The organism is Pseudomonas sp. S2_B07, assembly GCF_054668435.1.
Genome location: NZ_CP162769.1, coordinates 242,135 through 264,848 on the forward strand (window position 1 = coordinate 242,135; position 22,714 = coordinate 264,848).

Genomic DNA, 22,714 nt, shown 5'->3' on the forward strand with positions numbered 1-22,714 from the left:
TGAATGTCGTCTTCTGCTTACAGGCCGGACAGGCCAAGGGCGGGATCGATGGTGTCGAGGGCGTCGGCCAGTGCCTGGGCCTTGTCGGCGATCTGTTTGCGTTGTTCGGCGCTGACACTGTCGTAGCTGGCGTAGCCGTCCTTGACCTTGAGGCCATTGAGTTCGCTGTCGAAGGCGGCGAGGGCGCTGTCGATCTTCGACAGAACGTCAGCGGCGATCTTGCTCAGCATCGGTCGCAACAGCTCGACAACTTTGTGCGCGACGTCGAGGTTGGCGGCGAATCCGTTGAGGTCGGTGTGGCTGTAGCGTTCTTCTTCACCGCTGCTGGCGCGTACGTCGGCGAGGGTGTTGAGGTTGCGCACCACAATGCTCACCAGTTGTTCCGGCGGCAGCGGCTCGGCGAGCAATTGTTGTTTGAGCGTGGTGACATCACTGGTCAGGCGTTGCGCCACTGGCGTCAGACCGTCGAGGTTGCGTTGCTGGAACAGCGCGTATTCCAGGCGATGGAAGCCGACGAAGGCCGGGTCCTGTTCGCGTTTTTCGAAATAGTCGGCGCGGGCATTGATCGCGTTGTCCAGTTCGGCCAGGCGCTGGGCGGCCGGGGCGATGCGTTGATACGCGGCACGGGCCGGCACGTACAAGGCTTGGGCCTGGTTGAGGTCGCCGGCCTCGATCGCTTGCTCAAGCGCGGTGACGGCTTTGATCAGCGCCGTGCTCTGGCTGCTCAGGTACACGCGAAATTCCGACAGCGGCCCGATGAACGCGGCCATCGACGGTTTGGCCTTGGCGGCGGCGTCGGACGCGGCCGTCGAGGTCACGTGCAAGGTGCCGCGCGGGTTGCTGAGCAAGCCACAGGTGATCGTGTAGTCGCCGGGCGCTAGGTTGGCGTTGATCACCTGGCTCAGGCCCGGCGCGATGTTCTCGCGCTCTTCGAGCACTAGCACGCCGTCGAGGATTTCCCATTCCACGGCGCGGTCCGAGCGGTTGACGATGCGGAAACTGGCGCGACCGGCCGGGACCGTCAACGCATTCGGCTCGCAGCTGTGCGGGTGAATGTTCACCACGATTTCGTCATGGTTGGCCTGGCGTTTGGCCGCGGCCATGTTCGAGGCGTAGTAGAACAGGCCGCCGGCGGCGATCATCACGATCACCGAACCGGCCACCGCCCAGCGCAAAGCCCTGGAAGGTGCGGCCACATTTGGAGTAGGCGTTGACATGAAAGCCCTTACTGACTGGAAACGGAAGAAGACTGTTTTGCGGGTGCCGGGGCCGGGAGAAAAAACATCCCCAGCGCCACCACCAGGTAAATCAGATAAGCGCCGAGGGTGCTGACGGTTGGCGCGTCCTGATAGCCGAACATGCCTGCCAGCACCGAGCCCAGCGGGCCGTCCATCGGCAGCGTGGCGCTGAAATCGAACAGCACGGTTTGCAGGTGATTCCACAGCCCGGCTTCATGCAGCGCCTGCACCGAGTTGGCGAGAATGCCGGCGGCGACCACGAGGATGAACAACCCGGTCCAGCGGAAAAACGCACTGAGGTTCAGGCGCATGCTGCCGGTATAGATGAGGAAACCGATGACGATGGCCAGGGCCAGGCCGAGCAGGGCGCCGATGGGCGCGGCGGGGCCTTCGCTTTGCTGGAACACGGCGAGCAGGAAGAACACTGTCTCCAGGCCTTCCCGGGCCACGGCGAAAAACACCATGGCGATCAGCGCGAACACCTGGTTTCTGGAACCGGTCAGCGCGTGATCAAGGGATACATGCAAGGAATGCTTGATCGAACGCGCCACTTTACGCATCCAGAACACCATGGAACTGAGAATGCCGACGGCCACCAGACCGACCACGCCTTCAAACAGCTCTTGTTGTTTCTGCGGGAACTCGGCGCTGACCAGCTCCAGGCCACCGCCCACCAGCAGGGCCAGGGCGGCGGCGAGGAACACGCCGATCCACACGGCGGGCATCCACTGGCCACGGCCGGTTTGCTTGAGGTAGCTGGCGATGATGCCAACGATCAACGCGGCTTCAATGCCTTCGCGCAGCATGATCAGGAAAGGAACGAGCATTCAGCACCGGTGGAATTAGATAGGGTGCTAATTTGTAACATAATGACACTCATTCCCATATGGGGTTGATTGCCATTTACCTGAACCTAACCTGAACGACCTTGAGCATCACACATTCCCCTGTAGGAGTGAGCCTGCTCGCGATGGCGGACTGACTGTCAGCAACTGAGGTGACTGACACACCGCTATCGCGAGCAGGCTCACTCCTACAGGGATCTGCACTGGGCAAACGGCTGCGGTAAGATGCCCACACTCAAAAAACAACAGGGCTCACCGCGCTCAATGTCGGAAAAAGACACCATCTCCATTCAACTGGTGCGCGAAGCGCTGCTGCAAAGTTGCGCCCCCGGTCAGGCCACCGACGAGGTGTTGAACAAGGTCGGCATCGATCCGGCCTGGCTGCAGACCACCGATGCCCGTGTTCCGGCCACCGCCTATGCGCGGCTCTGGCGCTTGCTGGCCCGGCGTGGCGATGACGAATTTTTTGGCATGGACCCGCGCAAGCTCAAGTCCGGCAGCCTCGAATTTCTTTGTCGTTGCTCCATGGTTCAGCCCAGCCTCGCTGCTGGTTTGACCACGGGGTTGAGCTTTCTGTCGTTGATGCTCGAACACGTGCCCGCGCAATTGGTTCGCCAGCAAAGCCTGGCCGAAATCGTGCTGCTGGAAGACGACCAGGACCCGCGTCGCGCCTTCACCTACTTTACCTACTGGATGATCGTCCACGGCGTGGCCTGCTGGTTGGCCGGGCGGCGCATCCCGATTCTGGCCATCGAATTGCGCTGCGCCGCGCCGGATTTTTGCGACGACTATCAGGTGATGTTCTCCGAGAACCTGCGCTTCGACCGCCCGCGCACCCGGATGATTTTCTCGGCCGACTGCCTGGATTTACCCATCAAGCGCAGCCCGGAAGAACTCAAGCGTTTCCTGGCCCATGCGCCGGCCAATATCCTGGTCAAGTACCGTGATCCGGAAAGCCTTGCGAGCCGAATCAAGCACAACTTGCGACAGCTCCCCGCTGAACAGTGGCCCGAGACCGAACCCTTGGCGCAGCAACTGTGCATATCGGCCTCAACCTTGCGCCGGCGTCTGGCGGAAGAAGGGCAGACCTATCAAGGGCTCAAGGACAGCGTGCGCAAGGAACTGGCAATCGTCTGGCTGGCCGAGCCGAGCATCAGCTTCGCCGAGATCGCGACGCGGTTGGGGTTTGCCGATGCCAGTTCGTTCTACAAGGCGTTCCGCAAGTGGTCGGGGTCTAATCCGGGGCATTACCGCAGCCTGATTCTGAACGAAGCGCACTGATCCAAACCCTGTATAGATACGACCGACGCCATCGCAGGCAAGCCACGCTCCCACATTTGGAATGCAGTCCCTTGTGGGAGCGTGACTTGCCCGCGATGGCGTCCGCTCAGGCGCCCCACCTCCTGAACCTTGGCCAAAGCAGTCACGCAACTTGATAACTTTGACCATTGCCCCGTTCTGCCCACAGAGCGAGTATTTCCCTGGTTTTTACGGTTCCCCCAACCTAATAAAAATACAAAGGGATTCTGGCAATGCGCGATTACTTGTCTGCCACATCACAGTTCAATTATCAGCACACCGTCGACGCCGCACTCAGCGGTTCCCTGCAAGCGCTCAACGCCTGTGTCGAGTGTTGCGACCGGCATGCCTTGCCGGGGCGCATTGCGCTGTTCTGGGAAGGGCGCGATGGCGCCAGCGCCACGTACACCTTCTGCGACTTGCAGGATAAGGCCGCGCGTTTTGCCAATTTCCTGCTGGCCCAAGGGGTGAAGAAGGGCGACAAGGTCGCCGGCCTCCTGCCACGCAACATCGAATTATTGATCACCGTGTTCGCCACCTGGCGCATTGGGGCGGTGTATCAGCCGCTGTTTACCGCGTTCGGCCCCAAAGCCATCGAACACCGTCTCGGCTGCTCCGGGGCCAAAGTCGTGGTGACCGACGCGGTCAATCGCCCGAAACTCGCTGAAGTCGCCGACTGCCCGACCGTCGTCACCGTCGGTGGCGCCAAAGGCCAGGGCATCGTCCGTGGCGATTACAGCTTCTGGGCCGAACTGGCGAATTATTCCGCCGACTGCGAACCGGTGCTGCTGACCGGCGAAGACCCGTTCCTGTTGATGTTCACTTCGGGCACCACCGGCCCTTCGAAAGCCTTGTCGGTGCCGCTCAAAGCCATCGTCGCGTTCCAGAGCTACACCCGCGACGCCGTGGATTTGCGTCCCGAAGACGCGTTCTGGAACGTGGCCGATCCGGGCTGGGCCTACGGCATCTATTTCGGCGTCACCGGGCCGATGTCGATGGGGCATCCGATCACCTTTTACGATGGCCCATTCACCCTCGAAAGTACCTGCCGGGTGATCAACAAGTACGGGATTACCAACCTCACCGGATCGCCGACGGCTTACCGCCTGCTGATCGCGGGCGGCGACGAGTTCGCCAAGTCGATCAAGGGCAAGCTGCGCATCGTCAGCAGCGCCGGCGAACCGCTGAACCCGGAAGTGATCCGCTGGTTCGCCGACAACCTCGGCGTGGTCATCCACGACCATTACGGCCAGACCGAACTGGGCATGGTCCTGTGCAATCACCATGCACTGGAACACCCGGTTCACGTTGGCGCCGCCGGTTTTGCCTCGCCTGGCCACCGCATCGTGGTGCTGGACGAAGAATACAAGGAGCTCGGCGTCGGTCAGCCCGGCATTCTGGCCATCGATCGTACCCAGTCGCCGATGTGCTGGTTCAACGGCTATGAAGGCGCGCCGACCAAAGCGTTCGTCGGCGACTATTATTTAAGTGGCGACACCGTGGAGTGGAACCCGGACGGCAGCATCAGCTTCGTCGGTCGCAGCGATGACGTGATCACCACCTCCGGCTACCGCGTCGGCCCGTTCGACGTGGAAAGTGCGTTGATCGAGCACCCGGCCGTGGTCGAGGCAGCGGTGGTCGGCAAACCCGATCCGGAGCGCACCGAACTGGTCAAGGCCTTCGTCGTGATCTGCGAGCAATACCGCGCCACACCGGAGTTGGCTGAAGAACTGCGCCAACACGTGCGCAAGCGTCTGGCGGCGCATTCCTATCCCCGTGAAATCGAATTTGTCAGCGAGTTGCCGAAAACCCCTAGCGGCAAATTGCAGCGCTTTATCTTGCGCAACCAGGAAATCGCCAAGGCTCAAGAGGCCGCCGCGAAGAACGTTTCAGCTTGAATCCAAGGAAACAATGATGCAGATCGAAAACAAGATTTTTCTGGTCACCGGCGGTGCTTCCGGCCTGGGGGCCGCCACGGCTGAAATGCTGGTCGCGGCCGGCGCCAAAGTGATGCTGGTGGACATGAATGCCGAGGCCGTGGCGGCGCAGGCCCAGCGCCTGGGCGCGCAAAGCGTGGTCGCGGACATCAGCAACGAAGCGGCGGCGGAAGCGGCGGTGCAGGCCACGGTCAAAGCCTTCGGTGGCCTCAACGGTCTGGTCAATTGCGCCGGTATCGTGCGCGGCGAGAAAATCCTCGGCAAGAACGGCCCGCATGCATTGGCCAGTTTCAGCCAGGTGATCAACGTCAACCTGATCGGCAGCTTCAACATGCTGCGCCTGGCCTCGGCGGCCATCGCCGAAACCCAGCCGGACGCCGATGGCGAACGCGGCGTGATCATCAACACGGCCTCGGCCGCTGCCTATGACGGCCAGATCGGCCAGGCGGCTTATGCCGCATCCAAAGGCGCCATCGTCAGCCTGACCTTGCCCGCCGCCCGTGAACTGGCGCGTTTTGGCATCCGCGTGATGACCATCGCCCCGGGCATTTTCGAAACGCCAATGATGGCCGGCATGACCCAGGAAGTGCGCGATTCGCTGGCCGCTGGCGTGCCATTCCCGCCGCGCCTGGGCAAACCCGGCGAGTACGCCGCGCTGGTCCGGCATATCATTGAAAACAGCATGCTCAACGGCGAGGTGATCCGTCTTGACGGTGCCTTGCGCATGGCCGCCAAGTAAGGAGTTTTGACATGACCATTGCCAACGATCCGATTGTTATCGTCAGCGCCGTCCGCACCCCGATGGGCGGGTTTCAGGGCGACCTGAAAAGCCTGACCGCGCCGCAGCTCGGCGCCCTGGCCATCCGTGCCGCGGTCGAGCGCGCCGGCATCAACGCCGAATCCGTTGAAGAAGTGCTGTTTGGCTGCGTGCTGTCCGCTGGCCTCGGCCAGGCGCCGGCGCGCCAGGCTGCACTGGGCGCCGGGCTGGACAAATCGACCCGTTGCACCACGCTCAACAAGATGTGCGGTTCGGGCATGGAAGCAGCGATTCTGGCCCACGACATGCTGATGGCCGGCAGTGCTGACGTGGTGGTCGCGGGCGGCATGGAAAGCATGTCCAACGCGCCGTACCTGCTGGACCGCGCGCGCAGCGGTTATCGCATGGGCCACGGCCGTGTGCTCGATCACATGTTCCTCGACGGTCTGGAAGATGCCTACGACAAGGGCCGCCTGATGGGCACTTTTGCCGAGGATTGCGCGGAAACCAACGGGTTCACCCGCGAAGCGCAAGACACCTTTGCCATCGCCTCGACCACCCGCGCGCAGCAGGCGATCAAGGACGGCAGCTTCAAGGACGAGATCGTCCCGGTGTCGGTCATGGTCGGCAAGGAGCAAGTACTGATCAGCAACGACGAACAGCCACCGAAAGCCAAACTGGACAAGATTGCTTCGTTGAAACCAGCGTTCCGCGAGGGCGGTACGGTCACGGCGGCGAACTCCAGTTCGATTTCCGACGGCGCGGCGGCACTGGTGCTGATGCGCCGTTCCGAAGCCGAGAAACAAGGGCTGAAACCACTGGCCGTGATTCACGGCCACGCGGCGTTTGCCGACACACCGGGCCTGTTCCCGGTGGCACCCGTGGGCGCGATCAAGAAGTTGATGAAGAAAACCGGCTGGTCGCTGGACCAGGTCGAACTGTTTGAAGTGAACGAAGCGTTCGCCGTGGTCAGTCTGGTAACGATGACCCAACTGGAAATCGCGCACGAGAAGGTCAACGTTCACGGCGGCGCGTGCGCCTTGGGCCATCCGATTGGTGCGTCGGGCGCGCGGATTCTCGTGACCTTGCTCTCGGCCCTGCGCCAGAAAGGCCTGAAACGCGGCGTCGCAGCGATCTGCATCGGCGGCGGCGAAGCCACGGCCATGGCGGTTGAATGCCTCTACTGAAGCACTCAGTCCCTGTAGGAGTGAGCCTGCTCGCGATAGCGGTGTATCAGTCAGTAGAAATGTTGACTATGAGACCGCCATCGCGAGCAGGCTCGCTCCTACAGGTTCAGTGTTTCAACCCGTCATTTTGTACGACAGGCTTATTTTAAGGACTTGGCATGATTCCCAATGACGAACAACTGCAGATCAGCGAAGCCGCCCGGCAGTTTGCCCAGGAACGGCTGAAACCGTTCGCCGCCGAGTGGGATCGCGAACACCGTTTCCCCAAGGAAGCCATCGGTGAAATGGCCGAGCTCGGCTTCTTCGGCATGCTGGTGCCGGAGCAGTGGGGCGGTTGCGACACCGGTTACCTGGCCTACGCCATGGCCCTGGAAGAAATCGCCGCCGGTGACGGCGCATGCTCGACCATCATGAGCGTGCACAACTCGGTCGGCTGCGTACCGATCCTGCACTATGGCAACGACGATCAGAAAGAACGCTTCCTCAAGCCCTTGGCCAGTGGTGCAATGCTTGGCGCCTTTGCCCTGACCGAACCGCAGGCCGGTTCCGACGCCAGCGGCCTGAAAACCCGCGCACGGCTGGAAGGCGATCACTACGTGCTCAACGGCTGCAAACAGTTCATCACCTCCGGGCAAAACGCCGGGGTGGTGATTGTGTTCGCGGTGACCGACCCGAGCGCGGGTAAACGTGGCATCACCGCGTTGATCGTACCGACCGATTCGCCGGGCTACAAAGTCGCGCGGGTCGAAGACAAACTCGGTCAGCACGCGTCCGACACCTGCCAGATCCTGTTCGAAGACGTTAAAGTCCCGGTCGCCAACCGTTTGGGCGAAGAGGGCGAAGGTTATCGAATCGCCCTGGCCAACCTCGAAGGTGGCCGCGTCGGCATTGCGTCGCAATCGGTGGGCATGGCTCGCGCCGCGTTCGAAGCGGCCCGTGACTACGCCCGTGAGCGCGAGAGTTTCGGCAAACCGATCATCGAACACCAGGCGGTTGCGTTCCGCCTCGCCGACATGGCCACACAAATTGCCGTGGCCCGCCAGATGGTGCATTACGCGGCGGCGTTGCGTGACAGCGGCAAACCGGCGCTGGTCGAAGCGTCCATGGCCAAGCTGTTCGCCTCGGAAATGGCCGAAAAGGTCTGCTCCTCGGCATTGCAAACCCTCGGCGGTTACGGTTACCTCAACGATTTCCCGCTGGAGCGCATTTATCGCGACGTGCGGGTCTGCCAGATCTACGAAGGCACCAGCGATATTCAACGCATGGTTATTTCGCGCAATTTATAAGAAGGAGTTCCTCTGTGAGTTACGAAACGATTTTGCTGGAAACCCATGGCCGCGTCGGCCTGATCACCTTGAACCGCCCGCAAGCGCTGAACGCGTTGAACGCGCAGATCGTCAGCGAGCTGAATCACGCCCTTGATGGCCTGGAAGCCGATTCGAACATCGGCTGCATCGTGCTGACCGGCTCGAAAAAAGCCTTTGCCGCCGGCGCCGACATCAAGGAAATGGCCGAGCTGACCTACCCGCAAATCTACATCGACGACCTGTTCAGCGACAGCGATCGCGTGGCCAACCGCCGCAAGCCGATCATCGCCGCGGTCAACGGTTTTGCCTTGGGCGGTGGCTGTGAACTGGCGCTGATGTGCGACTTCATCCTGGCGGGCGACAATGCCAAGTTCGGCCAGCCGGAAATCAACCTCGGCGTGCTGCCGGGCATGGGCGGTACCCAGCGCCTGACCCGCGCCGTGGGCAAAGCCAAGGCCATGGAAATGTGCCTGAGTGGGCGTTTGATCGACGCAGTGGAAGCAGAGCGTTGCGGCATCGTCGCGCGGATCGTGCCGGCGGATGAACTGCTGGACGAAGCGCTGAAAGTTGCGGCGCTGATTGCCAAGAAGTCGCTGCCGATTGCGATGATGGTCAAGGAGAGCGTCAACCGTGCGTTCGAAGTGAGCCTGTCCGAAGGCGTGCGCTTTGAGCGCCGGGTGTTCCATGCGGCGTTTGCGACGCAGGATCAGAAGGAAGGGATGGCCGCGTTTATTGCCAAGCGTGAGGCTGAGTTCAAAGGTAAGTAATGCGGCGTTTTGACTGACGCCATCGCGGGCAAGCCCGGCTCCCACAGGTTATCGGTGTCCTTTCCATTGACACATAACCTGTGGGAGCCGGGCTTGCCCGCGATGCTTTTAGGCTTCAGACCAGATAGTTTTTGAGCTCGCGGGCGATCACCATCCGCTGTATCTCGCTCGACCCTTCGTAAATCTGCGTAATCCGCGCATCCCGGTAGTACTTCTCCACTGGATAGTCTTCCAGATACCCATAACCACCATGAATCTGAATCGCGGACGAGCACACCTTTTCGGCCATTTCCGAGGCAAACAGCTTGGCCTGTGAAGCTTGCGACAGGCAGGGTTTGCCGGCGGTGCGCAAGCGCGCCGCATGCAGGATGAGCAATCGCGCGGCGTTCAGCTGCATGTGCATGTCAGCGAGCATGTTGGCGATGCTCTGGTGTTCGATGATCGGCTTGTCGAATTGCACCCGATCCCGCGCATAGGCCAGCGCCGCTTCGAACGCGGCTCGGGCAATGCCCAAGGCTTGCGCGGCGATGCCGATGCGGCCGCCTTCGAGGTTGGACAGGGCGATGGACAGGCCTTTGCCGCGCTCTCCCAGCAGGTTGGCTTCAGGAATGGTGCAGTTATTCAACGTCACCGCGCAGGTGTCGGAGGCGCGGATGCCCATCTTGTGTTCCGTGCGATCGACGATAAAACCGGCAGTGTCAGTCGGCACCAGGAAGGCCGAAATGCCGCGTTTGCCCAGGTCCGGATCGGTCACGGCAAACACAATCGCCAGTTTCGCGCGCTTGCCGTTGCTGACAAATTGCTTGGCGCCGTTGATCACCCACTGGCCGTCGCGCAGTTCGGCGCGGGTGCGCAGGTTGTGCGCTTCGGAACCGGCTTGTGGTTCGGTCAGGCAGAAGCAGCCGATGGCCTGGCCGCTGGCCAGATCCGGCAGCCAGGTCTGTTTCTGTTCTTCAGTGCCATAGTTCAAAACGGGGCCGCACCCGACCGAGTTGTGAATGCTCATCAGCGCACCGGTAGCGCCATCACCCGCGGAAATCTCCTCCACCGCCAAGGCGTAGGCCACGTAGTCGACATAGGTGCCGCCCCATTCTTCAGGCACCACCATGCCCAGCAGCCCGAGTTCACCCATCTTCGCCACCAGACCGTCGTCGATCCAGCCAGCCTTTTCCCAGGCTTGCGCATGGGGCGCGATTTCGCCGCGGGCAAAGTCCCGGGCCATGTCGCGGATCATGACTTGCTCTTCGCTCAATTCGATATCGTGCATGGCTCAGTTCCCACTCTCATCAAGGCCTGTGAAGAAACTCGCGACATGCTTGGCGTCCAGCGCCTGCAAGGTCGGCGGGTTCCAGCGCGGCGTCTTGTCTTTGTCGATCAGCAAGGCGCGCACGCCTTCGATCAGGTCGCCGCGCTCGAACCATTGACGGTCCAGGTGCAGCTCAAGGGCGAAGCAGTCTTCCAGACTCAAGTGCCGACCCCGACGGAGCATTTCCAGGGTCACGCCCATGGCCAGCGGCGAACGGCTGTCCAGCAGGTCGGCGGTGGTCAGTGCCCACTCATGGCTGTCGGCAATCGTCACTTGACGCAATTGCTCAACAATACTCGGCACATCGGGCAAGGCGAAGAAGTGGTCGATGGCCGGGCGGAGCGCTTCCAGCGGTGCGTCGGGCAGTTGCTGCACCGCGAGTTTAGCCAGCAAGCCCTGCAGGTCTTTGAGCGGCGTGTCGTGCCATTCGAGCTGGTCGAGTTTGTCGTCCAGCACGGCCAGTTTTTCGCTCTCCAGATACCAGTCGGCCAACCCGCAGTAGAGCGCATCCGCCGCGCGAATCTGCACACCGCTGACACCGAGGTACATCCCAATCTCGCCAGGGATGCGTGGCAGGAAGTAGCTGCCACCGACGTCCGGGAAGTAGCCGATGCCGACTTCCGGCATCGCCAGACGGCTTTTTTCGGTGACTACTCGCAGGTCGGCGCCTTGCACCAGACCCATGCCGCCGCCCAGGACGAAGCCGTCCATCAAGGCGAGCACGGGTTTGCGGTAATGGTGGATGGCGAGGTCCAGGGCGTATTCCTCGACGAAGAAATCCTGGTGCAGCGTGTCGCCGCTTTTGAAACTGTCGTACAGCGAGCGAATATCGCCGCCGGCACAGAAGGCTTTCTCGCCGGCACCGCGCAAGACCACCGCGTGTACGTGTGGATCCTGAGCCCAGGCATCTAGCTGACGCTGCAGGTCGCGCACCATGTCCAAGGTCAAGGCATTGAGGCCGGCGGGGCGGTTGAGGGTCAGGTGACCGATGTGGTTGCGAACCTCGGCCAGCACTTCGTTTTGCGTGGCGTCCATGGACGAAGTCCCCTTCGATAAAACCTGAGCAGTCATCACTAACTCCCTGCTTTTATTGTTCTTTATAGAGAAGCTCGCGCGCGAGCGATGCAGGATCGTACCAGTGCAAATTTGTGATGTACAACCGGGAAATGTGCAGGTCCTGTCTGCGTTTTTGCAACAAACTTGTGGGAGCCGAGCTTGCTCGCGATGGGGTCCTGTCAGCCAACATAAATGTTGAATGACACACTGCTATCGCGAGCAAGCTCGGCTCCCACAAGGATTGGTTAAATGCGTTTGCTGAGTACTTCGCTGATACTGCGCCGCTTGGCGTGCAGTTCACTGGCATGGATCAGCTGTTCGAGGTCTTCAGGCGTGACATCGAAGAACGCCTCCATGTCCGCCAACGCCATTTTCAGGTCTTGGGCAGTGATGGCCTGGCTGTCAACAGGCGGGTGATCGGCGGGGATCACGGCCACCGGTTCGCTGGCGCGTTTGGGGTAGCGAATGCGCGTCAGGTTGTTGTAGGCCAGGGCGCTGAGCAGCATCGCCGAGGCACCGAGCATCACCGGGCCGAGGGCCTTCCAGTCCATGGCAATGGTGGCCGGATCGGCCAGCACCAACAGCAATGCCAAAGCCCCGGCCGGCGGATGCAGGCAACGCAGCCAGCACATCAACATCAGCGCCATGCCCGCTGCCAGGCAGGCACTGCCGAGGGTTCGCCCGAGCACATGGGCAACCAGCAGCGAAACCACTCCGGCGCTCAAGTAGCCGCCCAGAATCGACCACGGCTGGGCGAGGGCGCCGGAGGACACAGCGAACAACAACACGGCCGATGCACCCAGCGGGCCGATCAGGTGCTGCGCCACTTCCATGCCAAACACTTGCCCGCAAACCCAGACGCTGAACAGCGTCCCAAGGGCCATGCCGATGGCGGCACGGCTCCATTCGGAAGGGCGGGTGTTGATGGCGGCGGGCAACCAGCGAGCGAGCATGATGAAGTTGATCCGTGAACAAAAAAACGAGCAAAAAAAAGGCTTGGCTGGGATATCCAGAAAGCCCTTGAAGGTGTTCCAACTATTGGGGGAGGAACGGGGCACAGTGTGCCGTTGAATCCATCTACTGACAAATTCATATTAATGCAGTTTCAGTGCATTAATTTTGCAGTATTGCCACGCGCCGTCCACTCATGAAGCACAGGAATCCGCCCATTGCGGTCAGTGCGCTCAAGGCATAGAACATCGTCGGTGCGGGGGTGTGCATCAGCAGGAAGCCGCAGATCACCGGGCTCAATGCGCCGCCGAGTGCGGCGAGATTCTGCGCGCCGTAATAGCTGCCGCGCAATTCTTCCGGGGCCAGGGTGTCGACGAAGAGGAACTCGGCGGGGTAAATGATCATTTCGCCCAGGGTGAAGATGAACATGGCCACGCACCATGACACCAGGCTGTCGGCCAGGCTGAAGCCGATCAAACCGACGATGAACAGGCTGGTGCCGCCGGCAATCCAGTAGCGCAGTTGTTCGCGCTTGAGAAACCGGCCGATCTGGTATTGCAGCAGGATCACGCTGATGGCGTTACAAGCGAGCAGGGCGGCCATGGTTTCCAGGGCGCGTTTGGAATCGTGAGTCACCAGCAGGTATTGCGACAGGTACAAGGTGAACCGGCCGTGGACCACAGTACTGAGCAGGCAACCGCAGGTGAACATGATCAGCGTGCGGTCGTTTTTCAGGGTGATCAGCGTCTTGAGAAAGCTCTGGGGTTGGCCGATGGCGGGCACCGGGGCCGAGTCCTTGGGGATGCCGATCATCAGGAAGATGCTGAAGAACGCGATGCCACCGGCAATCAGAAATGGCGCAATCGGGTACACCCCGGCAATCACCACGCCGAGCATCGGCCCGGTGGCGTAACCGATGTTGGTCAAGGTGTAGCGCAGGGAAAAGGCCTTGGCACGCTGGCCCATGGGCAGGTTTTCGCTGAGGATCGCTTTCGATCCGATCAGGAACAGCGCCGATGCCGTTTCAGTGATCACCAGCGTGGCGGTGGTCAGGTAGAGGTTTTCGGCAAAGGTCAGCAGCACAAAGCCGATGGCACTGGAAAGCATGGCGAGGATCAGCAGTCGGCGCTTTTCCAGACGGTCGATGATGTAGCCGCCGTAGAGCGCGAGCAGGGTAGCGATAAACACCGCGATGCCTAGCAGCAAACCGACGTCCTGTTGGTTGAGGCCGAGTTTGTTGCTCAGGAACAGCGTGAGCAGCGGACTGGTGATGGCGCGGCTGACGACAATCGTCAGCGAGACAATCATCAAGCGGCGGATAACGAGCGAGTAAGTGGCCACGGTGGGGCAAATGTCCTTATTTGGTTTTTTGAGTGTTTACCGGCAGACCGAGGCGCGGCCATCGCGAGCAAGCTCGCTCCCACATTTGGAATGCATTGCCCTGTGGGAGCGAGCTTGCTCGCGATGGCGTCAGCCGATTCAACCTCTTGATCAAACCAGCCACCGATCCAGCAAACGAACCGATTCCATCTCCTCCAGCCGCCACAACTGCCCAAGCCATTGCGCCGCCCGTTCCTGCGACATCACCCGCCCGGCCAGACTGAAAAACTTCTGTTCCAACGCCGCATCACTCAACGGATTCCCCGGCGCTCCCAGCGGCACGTCGACACACAGGCTTGCCTGCCGACCGTCCACGGTTCGCAGGCTGACAACCGGCTCGCCATCCTCTGACAGTTGCGGGTCCACTTCAAGGCGAACGCGCGACATCCAGTGCGCGATACGCGGATCACGGCGTTGCGCATCGTCATAGGCCTGCAACCGGCAATGACCATGAACCAACCGTGCAGCCAGGGCATACGGCAAACTCATCTGCGCCGCCGCCAAGGTGCTGACTTCCTGGTCGCCGCACATGCCTTGAAGAAACCCGCACAGCGAAACATGAATGTCTTCGACCTGATCGACATCGACCTGCAATTGATCGAGCAACAGCCCCAATGCGTCGATGGCCGAATGCGTGCCCCGGCACGAGGCATGAGGCTTGATCGAACAGCGGGCGAGTTTCCACACGACGCCCACGTCGGCGTCCAGTGCCTCGGGCTGCGATGTCACGCCGGCGAGGGTTTTCAGAAAACCGCCCCAGACATCATCGAACAACTTCGTTGGCCCACTGATGCCCTGCTGCGCAAACCGTGCCGCGAGCAATCCACCTTCCGCGGCGCGGCCACTGTGCAGTTTTTTGCTGTGCGAGCCGTCATGGATAAACGCCCACAATCCGCCACTGAAACTGCCGGCGATGCCCAGCGCCGATAACGTTTGCTGAAGGTCCAGACGCAGGATCCGTGCGCTCGCCGCGGCCGCGCCGAATACACCGCACGTGGCGGTGGAGTGCCAGCCCGCGCCGTTGTGCGCCGAGTAACCGCCACAGGCTTCCAGCACGCGCCGGCCAACTTCGTAGCCGATGACCACGGCGGTGATCAGCTCGCGACCGCTGACAGGGGGGGCGACATCGATACCGCCGCCATGACCGCCGGAAGCACCACCGCGCCGGAATGGTCGCAGCCACCGGTGTCGTCCAGTTCCAGCGCATGGGCCGCGACGCCGTTGAGCATGGCCGCCTGAATGGCCCCGACCCGCAATCCGGTGCCCCAGACCAACGTTTCACCGGTTTCACCCGCGAACACCTGTTGCGCCTGTTTCGCCACGTCGCTCACAGAACCGGCCAACGTCGCGCCGAAGGTATCGAGAATGTGCCGCTTGGCTTGCGTCACCAAAGCCGGGGGCAAGTCTTCGTAGCGAGTGTCGACGCAAAACTGCGCCAGTCGCTGCATGCGTTCGGTCATACGAGGTAATCCCGATAATGGCGCTCATACACCGAGGCCGGGTGATCCTCGGCCACAGGCTGCGCCGAACCGGCCCACCACTGCGCGACTTCAGCGGCGGTGGCGATCCACACATCTTTGTGTTGCTGAATGCCCTCAAGCAATTCGCGCAGGACACCGATGCGCCCCGGCGTGGCGATGATTTCCGGGTGCAGGCGCAGCACGTAGCACAGGCCAAACCGGTGGAACCCGGCGAAGTCCATTTGCAGGTTGCCCAGGGTGTGGCTGTAAGACGCGATCCGCGACTGCGCCGGAGGCACGGCAGGGCTCAGGTTGAAGGCGAAATACGGCTCGTCTTCCAGTTCATAGTGCAGCGGCAACTCGATGACTTCCGGTGCAGTCGGATGCTTGAACGGCAAGTCATCGCCACGCCATGATGAAGACCAGCGAATGCCCTGATCCCTCAAGGCCTCGATGAAACCCGGTGCGCCGTTGCCGGCCGGGATGCGAAACCCCGTCGGACGCTGGCCGGTCAGCGCGGTCAACGCTGCGCAACCCTTGGCAATCTCAGCGCTCTGTTGGGCGAGATCGAGGGTGTCATAGTTCTGGTGGCGATAGCCTGAACAGGCGATTTCATGCCCGCCGGCCTGTATTGCGCGGAGGTGTTCGGGGTTTTCCTCGGCGACGATGCCGGGGATGCACCAACTGCTGGACACCCCCAGTTCCTTGAACAAACCGAGTAAGCGCTCGACTCCGCGTTGGCTGCCGTAACGCCAGACAGACAGCGTCTTGTCGCGCCCGGCGACTTCAGGCGCCTGGGTCAGAATGCCGTGGATGTCGTTGTAATCAACGGTCAACACCACGGCACAGCGCTTGCCTTGAGGCCACACAGTGAAATCAGCCATGGTGGTGCTCCTTCAGCCACCACTGGGCGACATCGCGGCAGGTCGCGAACCACACGTCATCGCGCTGGCGCATGTGGTCAAAGAGTTTTTCCAGCAACAGGATGCGTCCCGGTTTGCCGGTGATCTTGGGGTGGAACAAGGTGGTCAGGCACAGGCCTTCGTTCATCGCGCCGTCGTATTCGCGGCACCAGTTGTCGAGGGTCAGCGCGTAGCTGGCGGTGCGGTCGAGGCCCGAGGGGAAGTTCGGGGCACGGGTGTAGGCGAGGGAGGCGTAGTCGTCCATTTCCCAGCGGCCGGGAATTTCCACCAACGGCGTGTCGTGGCCGGGTACCTTGACCAGGTACGGCCGGTCATCGCCGCGCATGCTGCTGGAATAGGTCACGCCGGCTTCAACCAGCATCGCCGGGGTCTCGGCGCGCCAATCGCCGGACGGGGTGCGAAAGCCTTCGGCGCGGATCGCCAGGTGTTTCCAGAACACCTCGCGTGATGTCTTCATCACGTCCTTTTGCTGGTCCAGCGTCAGGGCGTAAAAGGATTCGTGTTTGTAGCCGTGGTACGCCACCTCATGCCCGCGCTCGATAATCGCCTGGCACTGTGTCGGCCAGTTCTCCACGACCCAGGCGGGGACGAAGAAGGTCGTTGGAATCCTGAATTCGTCCAGCAGGTCGAGAATCCGCGGCAGCGCCCGGTAAGGGCCGTAACCGCCGAAACCGAAGTACTCGGGCTTGTGCCAGATCGAGCCATTGAGCATGGCATCGCCGGTCGGGCCATCGAGATCGAAGGCGAGGGCGAGGCAGGCTTTGTGCGGGGCGGGCCAGGTGGGTTGCAGCGAGGAGGACATCAGTGGCACTCCATTCATTTATAGGTACACCACAAAACCTGTGGGAGCGGGCTTGTCCGCGATGAGGCCGGCACATTCAACATCTATGTCACCTGACAGATCGCCATCGCGGGCAAGCCCGCTCCCACAGGTTTATTGGTCGGCCAAAAATTGTGTTTGGCCCAGACCATTGTGGGAGCGAGCCTGCCGCTTATTTCCCGGCGTTGATGGTCACAGTCTTGATCGCGCCCAGTTCCAGGTCCCATTTCTTCAGGATGGTCTGGTAGCTGCCGTCATCAATCATGCTCTGCAACGCGACCTTCACTGCTTCACTCAGCTCAGGCTTTTTCTTGCTCACGCCCAACCCGGTGAACTGCGAGGAGATCGGCAGGCCTACGGTTTTGTACATGTCCTTTTCCTGGGTCTTGAGGTAAGGCAGGGTCTCGCTGCCCTGCATCGCCGCGTCGATACGGCTCTGGCGCAGTTGCGCCCGGGCATCGGCCGAACCTTCGGTGCCGATCACGTTGATTGCAGGCTTGCCGGCGGCTTCGCAGTTGGCCTTGCTCCACTCGGCGATTTCCGACGGGAAGGTGGTGCGGCGGCTGGTGCCGACTTTCTTGCCGCACAGGTCGATGATCTCGTTGAAGTCCTTGTTCTTCTGCAGGGTGTAGAACTGCGGACCGCTGGTGAAGTAGTCAACGAAAGTCACGCTGGCTTGACGCTCGGCAGTGTCGGTCATGCCGGACAAGACCATGTCCACGCGGTCGGTGGTCAGCGCGTTGATCATCTGTTCGAAACCGGTTTCCTGCCATTTGATCTTCACGCCCAGACGCTCGGCCAGGGCATTGCCCAGGTCATAGTCCAGGCCGGTGAGGGTGTTGGTGGCCGGGTCCTTGAAATCCATCGGTGGGTAGTTCGGCATGATCGCTACCACGATCTCGCCCTTGGCCTTGATGCTGGCCGGCAATTCGGCGGCGAAGGTGAAGCTGGAAGCCATCAGGCCGGCGAGTACTGCTGGAATAACGAAGTTCTTCATGGTCGTTCTCTTATGAGTGTTGTGAGCGCCAAACAGCGCTTAGGTTCGAACGGCAGAAATGAAGCTTTGGGTGCGCGGGTTTTGCGGACTTATTAGAATTTCTTCGGGGCTTCCTGCCTCCACGATCTGCCCGCCGTCCATGAACACCATGCGGTTGGAAACCTCGCGAGCGAAGCCCAGTTCATGGGTGACGACGATCATGGTCATGCCGGTTTGCGCCAGATCGCGCATCACCGACAGCACCTCACCGACCAGTTCCGGGTCGAGTGCCGAAGTGGGTTCATCGAACAGCATCAGCTTGGGCCGCATGGCCAGGGCGCGGGCAATGGCCACGCGTTGTTGCTGGCCACCCGACAGCTCGATCGGGTAGCTGTTGCGCTTGTCGGCCAGGCCGACGCGAGCGAGCAGTTCCACGGCTTCTTCGTGCGCCTCCTTGGGCGAACGCTTGAGCACCTGGCACGGCCCTTCGATGATGTTTTGCAGCACCGTCATGTGCGGGAACAGGTTGAAACGCTGGAACACCATGCCGGTGGACAGGCGTTGACGGGCGATCTGCGACTCGTTGAGCTCGTGCAGTTTGTTGCCGACGACGCGGTAACCCACCAGTTCGCCGTCGACCCACAGGCCGCCCTTGTCGATCTTTTCCAGCTGGTTGACGCAGCGCAGCAAGGTGCTTTTGCCGGAGCCGGACGGGCCGATGATGCACAGCACTTCGCCTTGCTCGACTTCGATGTTGATGTCCTTGAGCGCGTGGTACTGGTCGTAATATTTGTTCAGGCTCACGGCCTTGACGATGCTTCTCATGTGGGGCTCCTCAAGAACGCTTGCCGGCGCCGCGAGCGAAACGACGCTCCAGGCGGCTTTGACCAAAGGACAGCACGGTGACCGTGGCCAGGTACCAGATACCGGCGACGATCAGCAGCTCCATCACGCGAGCGTTGGCGTAGTAGATGTTCTGGGCGTTGTAGAGCAGTTCCGAGTACTGGATAACGCTCGCCAGCGAGGTCATTTTGACCATGCCGATGAACTCGTTACCGACCGGCGGAATGATGATCCGCATGGCCTGCGGCAGAATGATGCGGCGCAGCGCTTGCAGGCGCGGCATGCCGATCGACTTGGCGGCCTCGTACTGGCCGGTGTCCACCGACAGCAACCCGGCGCGCACCACTTCGGCGGTGTAGGCGCCCTGGTTGATGCTCAAGCCGAGCAGGGCGGCCACGAACGGCGTCATCAGGCTCACAGTGTCCATTTCGAACAGGCCGGGGATGCCGATGGTGGGGAAAATCAATGCGAGGTTGAACCACAACAGCAGTTGCAGGATCAGTGGCGTACCGCGAAACAGCCAGGTGTAGGTCACGGCCACGTAGCGCAGGATCGGGTTGGCCGACATGCGCATGATCGCGGTGATCACCCCGAAAATAATGCCCAGCGCCATCGCCAGCACGGCCATGACGACGGTGTTGAGCAAGCCCCACATGATCGCCTGGGAGGTCAGGAACTGGCCGATGTACGACCATTCGATCTTGCCTTCGGCGAAGGCCCGCACCAGACCGAGAATGGCGACGACGATGAGGGTGGCGAAGAAAATCCGCCCGTAATAACGCCGTGGCACATGCTGGTATTGCGTGATGTCGAACTGGTTTTCCGCCAGTTTGCGCTCCGACTGGAGTCGTTCTGCCTGGGTCTGGCTCATGTTGTTTCTCCGTACACTGGTATCACAGGTCCAACTTGATCCCTGTGGAAGCGGGCTTGCCCGCTCCCACAGGTTTTTGTGTCTTGCCTCAGAGGCGGAAACCCTGATAGTCCTCGGTCCACTGCTGTTGCGCGGCGAGGGCGGTTTTCAGGCGGCCGATCTGCTCGCGCACCTGTTGCGGTGCGGTGCCGCCCCAGCCACTGCGGGCGGCGATGGCGGCTTCCAGGGTCAAACTGTCACGCACTTCAGGCGTCAGGCGCGGGTCGATTTCGGCCAGCAATGCCGGCGAGGCTTCCCACAATTCGAGGTCATGTTTCTCGCAGGCCTGGACCAGCGCACCGGTAATCTCATGCGCTTCCTTGAACGGCACGCCGCGCATGGCCAGCCAGTCAGCGACTTCGGTGGCGAGGGTGAAGCCCAGTGGCGCCTGACGACGCAGTTCTTCGACGTTGACCTTCATGGTTGCGACCATCCCGGCCATGGCCGGCAGTACCAGCAGCAAGGTGTCGACGCTGTCGAGCACGCCGTTCTTGTCTTCGCTCAAGTCGCGGTTGTACGACAGCGGCAGGGATTTCAGCGTGGAGAGCAAACCGGTCAGGTTACCGATCAGGCGACCCGCCTTGCCCCGGGCCAGTTCGGCGATGTCCGGGTTTTTCTTCTGCGGCATGATCGAGCTGCCGGTGGCGTAGGCATCGTCCAGCGCAACCCAGCGAAATTGCCGCGACGACCACAGGCAAAATTCTTCGGCGAGGCGGGAAATGTTGATGCCGAGCATGCTCGCAATAAACAGGAATTCGGCGACGTGATCGCGGCTGGCGACGGCGTCGATGGAGTTTTCGCAGACGCCGCTGTAGCCCATTTCCTTGGCCGACTGTTGCGGCAGGCGAGCAATGGCGGAACCGGCCATGGCCGCAGCGCCGAGTGGCGACAGTGAGGTGCGTATGTCCCAATCCACCAGGCGTTGCACGTCACGCAGCATCGATTGCGAGTGAGCCAGCAAGTGGTGCGCGAAGACAATGGGTTGCGCCTGCTGCAAGTGGGTGAAGCCCGGGCAGATGCTTTCGATGTGTTGCTCGGCCTGATCGACCAGGGCCTGTTGCAGGGCCAGCACTTCGACGGCCAGGGTGCGGACGTGATCACGCAAAAACAGGCGCAGGTCGTTGGCGGTCTGGTCGTTGCGCGAGCGGCCCGCACGCAGCTTGCCGCCCAAGGCGCCGAGGCGTTCTGTCAGCAGGCGTTCGATGAAGGTGTGGACGTCTTCGTCGTCCAGCGTCGGGGCGATGCGGCCGGCGCGGAAGTCATCACCGATGCGCTCCAGCGCATCGAGCATGGTCAGGGTTTCTTGCTCGGTCAGCAGCCCGGCACGCTGCAGTTCACGGGCATGTGCCTTGGAACCGGCGAGGTCGTACGGGGTGAGGCGAAAGTAGCGCTCGGGGCAACGGGACAGGGCCGCCAGGGCTTCGGACGGGCCGCTTTTGAAGCGGGCACCCCAGAGACGGTCGGTGGTTTGAGACATTGTTGTTTTCCTCGTCGGTAAAGCGAACTGAAATCGGTATGCCGGGCCTGGAACACGCGTCGAAAATCATTCGGGCGAGGTTCGGCCTAATCAAATTCAAGGGCAGGGGATAAGCGCAGTTGCGAAGTCACGAGAGCTGATCGAAGTGTCAGCTTTTAGTCGTTGAACATCAGTGAGTTGGCACTGAAGTACGGAATTTATTGGCAGTTGCCAAGCCTGGTTTTCTGTGGTCATTATTATTTACCGGCACTATTTTTGTTGTTGGACACAGGTTGTTGAATACGGCGCCAGAGGTAAATAAGCATTATGGAAACCCCACTTTCCAATTCCGGAAACCCGCCGCCAAAACCGCTGCAACGGGCACCGCTGGCCCTCAGTGGGCTGGACTTCAAATTGCTCAAGGTATTCAAGGCCGTGGTCGAGGCCGGAGGCTTTAGTGCGGCGCAAAATGAGCTGAATGTGGGGCTGGCGGCGATCAGCAAACAGATATCTGACCTGGAAATCCGCATTGGCATGCGCTTGTGTACCCGGGGTAGAGAAGGCTTTCACCTGACCGAAGAAGGGCGATTGGTGTATCAGGCATCGATCGATTTGTTTGCCTCGGTCGATAACTTTCGAGATCGCCTTAGTTCAGCGCAAAACGAACTTATCGGCGATCTTGGGGTGGGCGTTATCGACAATACGATTTCCGATGCTAATTCACCGTTAGTTGTAGCGCTTAGACGAATTAATGAAGAGTCGCCGAAAGTAAGGTTTCAACTTCAGTCGTCTCAACTGGATGAAGTGGAAAGGGGCGTAGTAGAGGGGCGATTAGTGGCGGGGATCGTGCCGGTGTACCAGAAAAGAGAGGAGTTTGATTATTACGCGCTGTATGAAGAACGCTCGGAAGTTTATTGCGCTGTCGGTCACCCGCTGTTTTCGACGCCGGACGCCGAAATGGGCAGCGATGTGCTCAGGCACCATGAGTGCATCAACCATCGCTACGCGATTCATCGGGACAAGCTGAACTTTGCTCACTACGACAGTTTCTCGGCGTCCGCCACCCAGGTGGAAGCCGTGGCGCTGTTGATCAAGACCGGTCGTTTTGTCGGTTTTCTGCCGCAGCATTATGCAGCGACGATGGTGGCTCAGGGACAGTTTCGCGCGGTGCGCCCGGACCTGATCAACATCGTCACGCCGTTCAATCTGATCCTGCGCCACAACACCGTGCGCAGTCCGCTGGTCAAGGCGTTTGCGCAGGCGTTGGGGGTCGATCTGAAGGCACCTGCGTGAAAC

19 protein-coding genes and 1 pseudogene are annotated in these 22,714 nt (G+C 61.0%); 7 read left to right on the forward strand and 13 right to left on the reverse strand.

The annotated features are described in order from the left end of the window. Positions 1 to 17 precede the first annotated feature (17 nt). A complete protein-coding gene (efeO, locus tag AB4N43_RS01230) occupies positions 18 to 1,217 on the reverse strand; it encodes an iron uptake system protein EfeO (RefSeq protein ID WP_460152874.1) in 1,200 nt (399 codons plus the stop codon). Between the two features lie 8 nt (positions 1,218 to 1,225). Next, a complete protein-coding gene (efeU, locus tag AB4N43_RS01235; RefSeq protein WP_410921692.1) occupies positions 1,226 to 2,065 on the reverse strand; it encodes an iron uptake transporter permease EfeU in 840 nt (279 codons plus the stop codon). Positions 2,066 to 2,347: 282 nt separating this feature from the next. On the opposite strand from efeU, the gene AB4N43_RS01240 reads away from it, so the two are divergent. The 6 genes from AB4N43_RS01240 (at position 2,348) to AB4N43_RS01265 (ending at position 9,337) form a co-directional block, all read left to right on the forward strand. Continuing rightward, positions 2,348 to 3,364, forward strand: coding sequence for an AraC family transcriptional regulator (locus AB4N43_RS01240; RefSeq protein WP_059183091.1), 1,017 nt, complete (start codon positions 2,348 to 2,350; stop codon positions 3,362 to 3,364). A gap of 251 nt (positions 3,365 to 3,615) precedes the next feature. Beyond that, entirely contained in the window at positions 3,616 to 5,280 is a 1,665-nt protein-coding gene (locus tag AB4N43_RS01245) for an AMP-binding protein (RefSeq protein ID WP_059182907.1), read from the forward strand. A gap of 16 nt (positions 5,281 to 5,296) precedes the next feature. Further along, positions 5,297 to 6,058, forward strand: a complete 762-nt coding sequence (locus tag AB4N43_RS01250; protein ID WP_027923042.1) for an SDR family NAD(P)-dependent oxidoreductase — start codon at positions 5,297 to 5,299, stop codon at positions 6,056 to 6,058. Positions 6,059 to 6,069: 11 nt separating this feature from the next. After that, positions 6,070 to 7,263: an acetyl-CoA C-acyltransferase gene (locus AB4N43_RS01255; protein WP_410921690.1), complete on the forward strand. Its 1,194-nt coding sequence runs from the start codon at positions 6,070 to 6,072 to the stop codon at positions 7,261 to 7,263. Positions 7,264 to 7,421: 158 nt separating this feature from the next. Further along, entirely contained in the window at positions 7,422 to 8,549 is a 1,128-nt protein-coding gene (locus AB4N43_RS01260; protein ID WP_007945943.1) for an acyl-CoA dehydrogenase, read from the forward strand. Between the two features lie 14 nt (positions 8,550 to 8,563). Then, positions 8,564 to 9,337: an enoyl-CoA hydratase gene (locus tag AB4N43_RS01265; protein ID WP_027923045.1), complete on the forward strand. Its 774-nt coding sequence runs from the start codon at positions 8,564 to 8,566 to the stop codon at positions 9,335 to 9,337. A gap of 115 nt (positions 9,338 to 9,452) precedes the next feature. Here AB4N43_RS01265 and AB4N43_RS01270 read toward each other — a convergent pair whose 3' ends face one another. The 11 genes and pseudogenes from AB4N43_RS01270 to argH form a co-directional block, all read right to left on the reverse strand. Continuing rightward, entirely contained in the window at positions 9,453 to 10,604 is a 1,152-nt protein-coding gene (locus AB4N43_RS01270) for an acyl-CoA dehydrogenase family protein (RefSeq protein WP_027923046.1), read from the reverse strand. A gap of 3 nt (positions 10,605 to 10,607) precedes the next feature. Continuing rightward, a complete protein-coding gene (locus AB4N43_RS01275; protein ID WP_460152878.1) occupies positions 10,608 to 11,714 on the reverse strand; it encodes an enoyl-CoA hydratase/isomerase family protein in 1,107 nt (368 codons plus the stop codon). 230 nt (positions 11,715 to 11,944) lie between these two features. Beyond that, positions 11,945 to 12,652: an HPP family protein gene (locus AB4N43_RS01280; protein ID WP_460152880.1), complete on the reverse strand. Its 708-nt coding sequence runs from the start codon at positions 12,650 to 12,652 to the stop codon at positions 11,945 to 11,947. 160 nt (positions 12,653 to 12,812) lie between these two features. Beyond that, a complete protein-coding gene (locus tag AB4N43_RS01285) occupies positions 12,813 to 13,991 on the reverse strand; it encodes an MFS transporter (RefSeq protein ID WP_027923049.1) in 1,179 nt (392 codons plus the stop codon). Between the two features lie 150 nt (positions 13,992 to 14,141). After that, positions 14,142 to 15,490, reverse strand: a pseudogene (locus AB4N43_RS01290) (MmgE/PrpD family protein). Continuing rightward, positions 15,487 to 16,374, reverse strand: a complete 888-nt coding sequence (locus AB4N43_RS01295) for a polysaccharide deacetylase family protein (RefSeq protein ID WP_460152882.1) — start codon at positions 16,372 to 16,374, stop codon at positions 15,487 to 15,489. The pseudogene AB4N43_RS01290 and the gene AB4N43_RS01295 overlap by 4 nt, the downstream one beginning before the upstream one ends. Then, positions 16,367 to 17,215 carry a polysaccharide deacetylase family protein gene (locus AB4N43_RS01300; RefSeq protein WP_027923052.1) on the reverse strand — a complete coding sequence of 283 codons (849 nt, stop codon included), beginning with the start codon at positions 17,213 to 17,215 and terminating at the stop codon, positions 16,367 to 16,369. Before AB4N43_RS01300 ends, AB4N43_RS01295 begins: the two co-directional genes overlap by 8 nt. Positions 17,216 to 17,405: 190 nt before the next feature. Then, positions 17,406 to 18,230 carry an ABC transporter substrate-binding protein gene (locus tag AB4N43_RS01305; RefSeq protein WP_027923053.1) on the reverse strand — a complete coding sequence of 275 codons (825 nt, stop codon included), beginning with the start codon at positions 18,228 to 18,230 and terminating at the stop codon, positions 17,406 to 17,408. A 39-nt stretch (positions 18,231 to 18,269) separates the two neighbouring features. Further along, positions 18,270 to 19,034 (reverse strand): amino acid ABC transporter ATP-binding protein, encoded by a 765-nt coding sequence (locus tag AB4N43_RS01310; protein WP_027923054.1) that lies wholly within the window; start codon positions 19,032 to 19,034, stop codon positions 18,270 to 18,272. 10 nt (positions 19,035 to 19,044) lie between these two features. Then, the gene (locus tag AB4N43_RS01315; RefSeq protein WP_027923055.1) at positions 19,045 to 19,923 is read right to left on the reverse strand and encodes an amino acid ABC transporter permease; all 879 of its coding nucleotides are present in this window, start codon (positions 19,921 to 19,923) and stop codon (positions 19,045 to 19,047) included. Between the two features lie 88 nt (positions 19,924 to 20,011). Next, entirely contained in the window at positions 20,012 to 21,439 is a 1,428-nt protein-coding gene (gene argH / locus AB4N43_RS01320; RefSeq protein WP_460152884.1) for an argininosuccinate lyase, read from the reverse strand. 306 nt (positions 21,440 to 21,745) lie between these two features. On the opposite strand from argH, the gene AB4N43_RS01325 reads away from it, so the two are divergent. Next, on the forward strand, positions 21,746 to 22,711 hold the full coding sequence (locus tag AB4N43_RS01325; protein WP_460152886.1) for a LysR family transcriptional regulator: 966 nt from the start codon (positions 21,746 to 21,748) through the stop codon (positions 22,709 to 22,711). Positions 22,712 to 22,714: the final 3 nt, after the last annotated feature.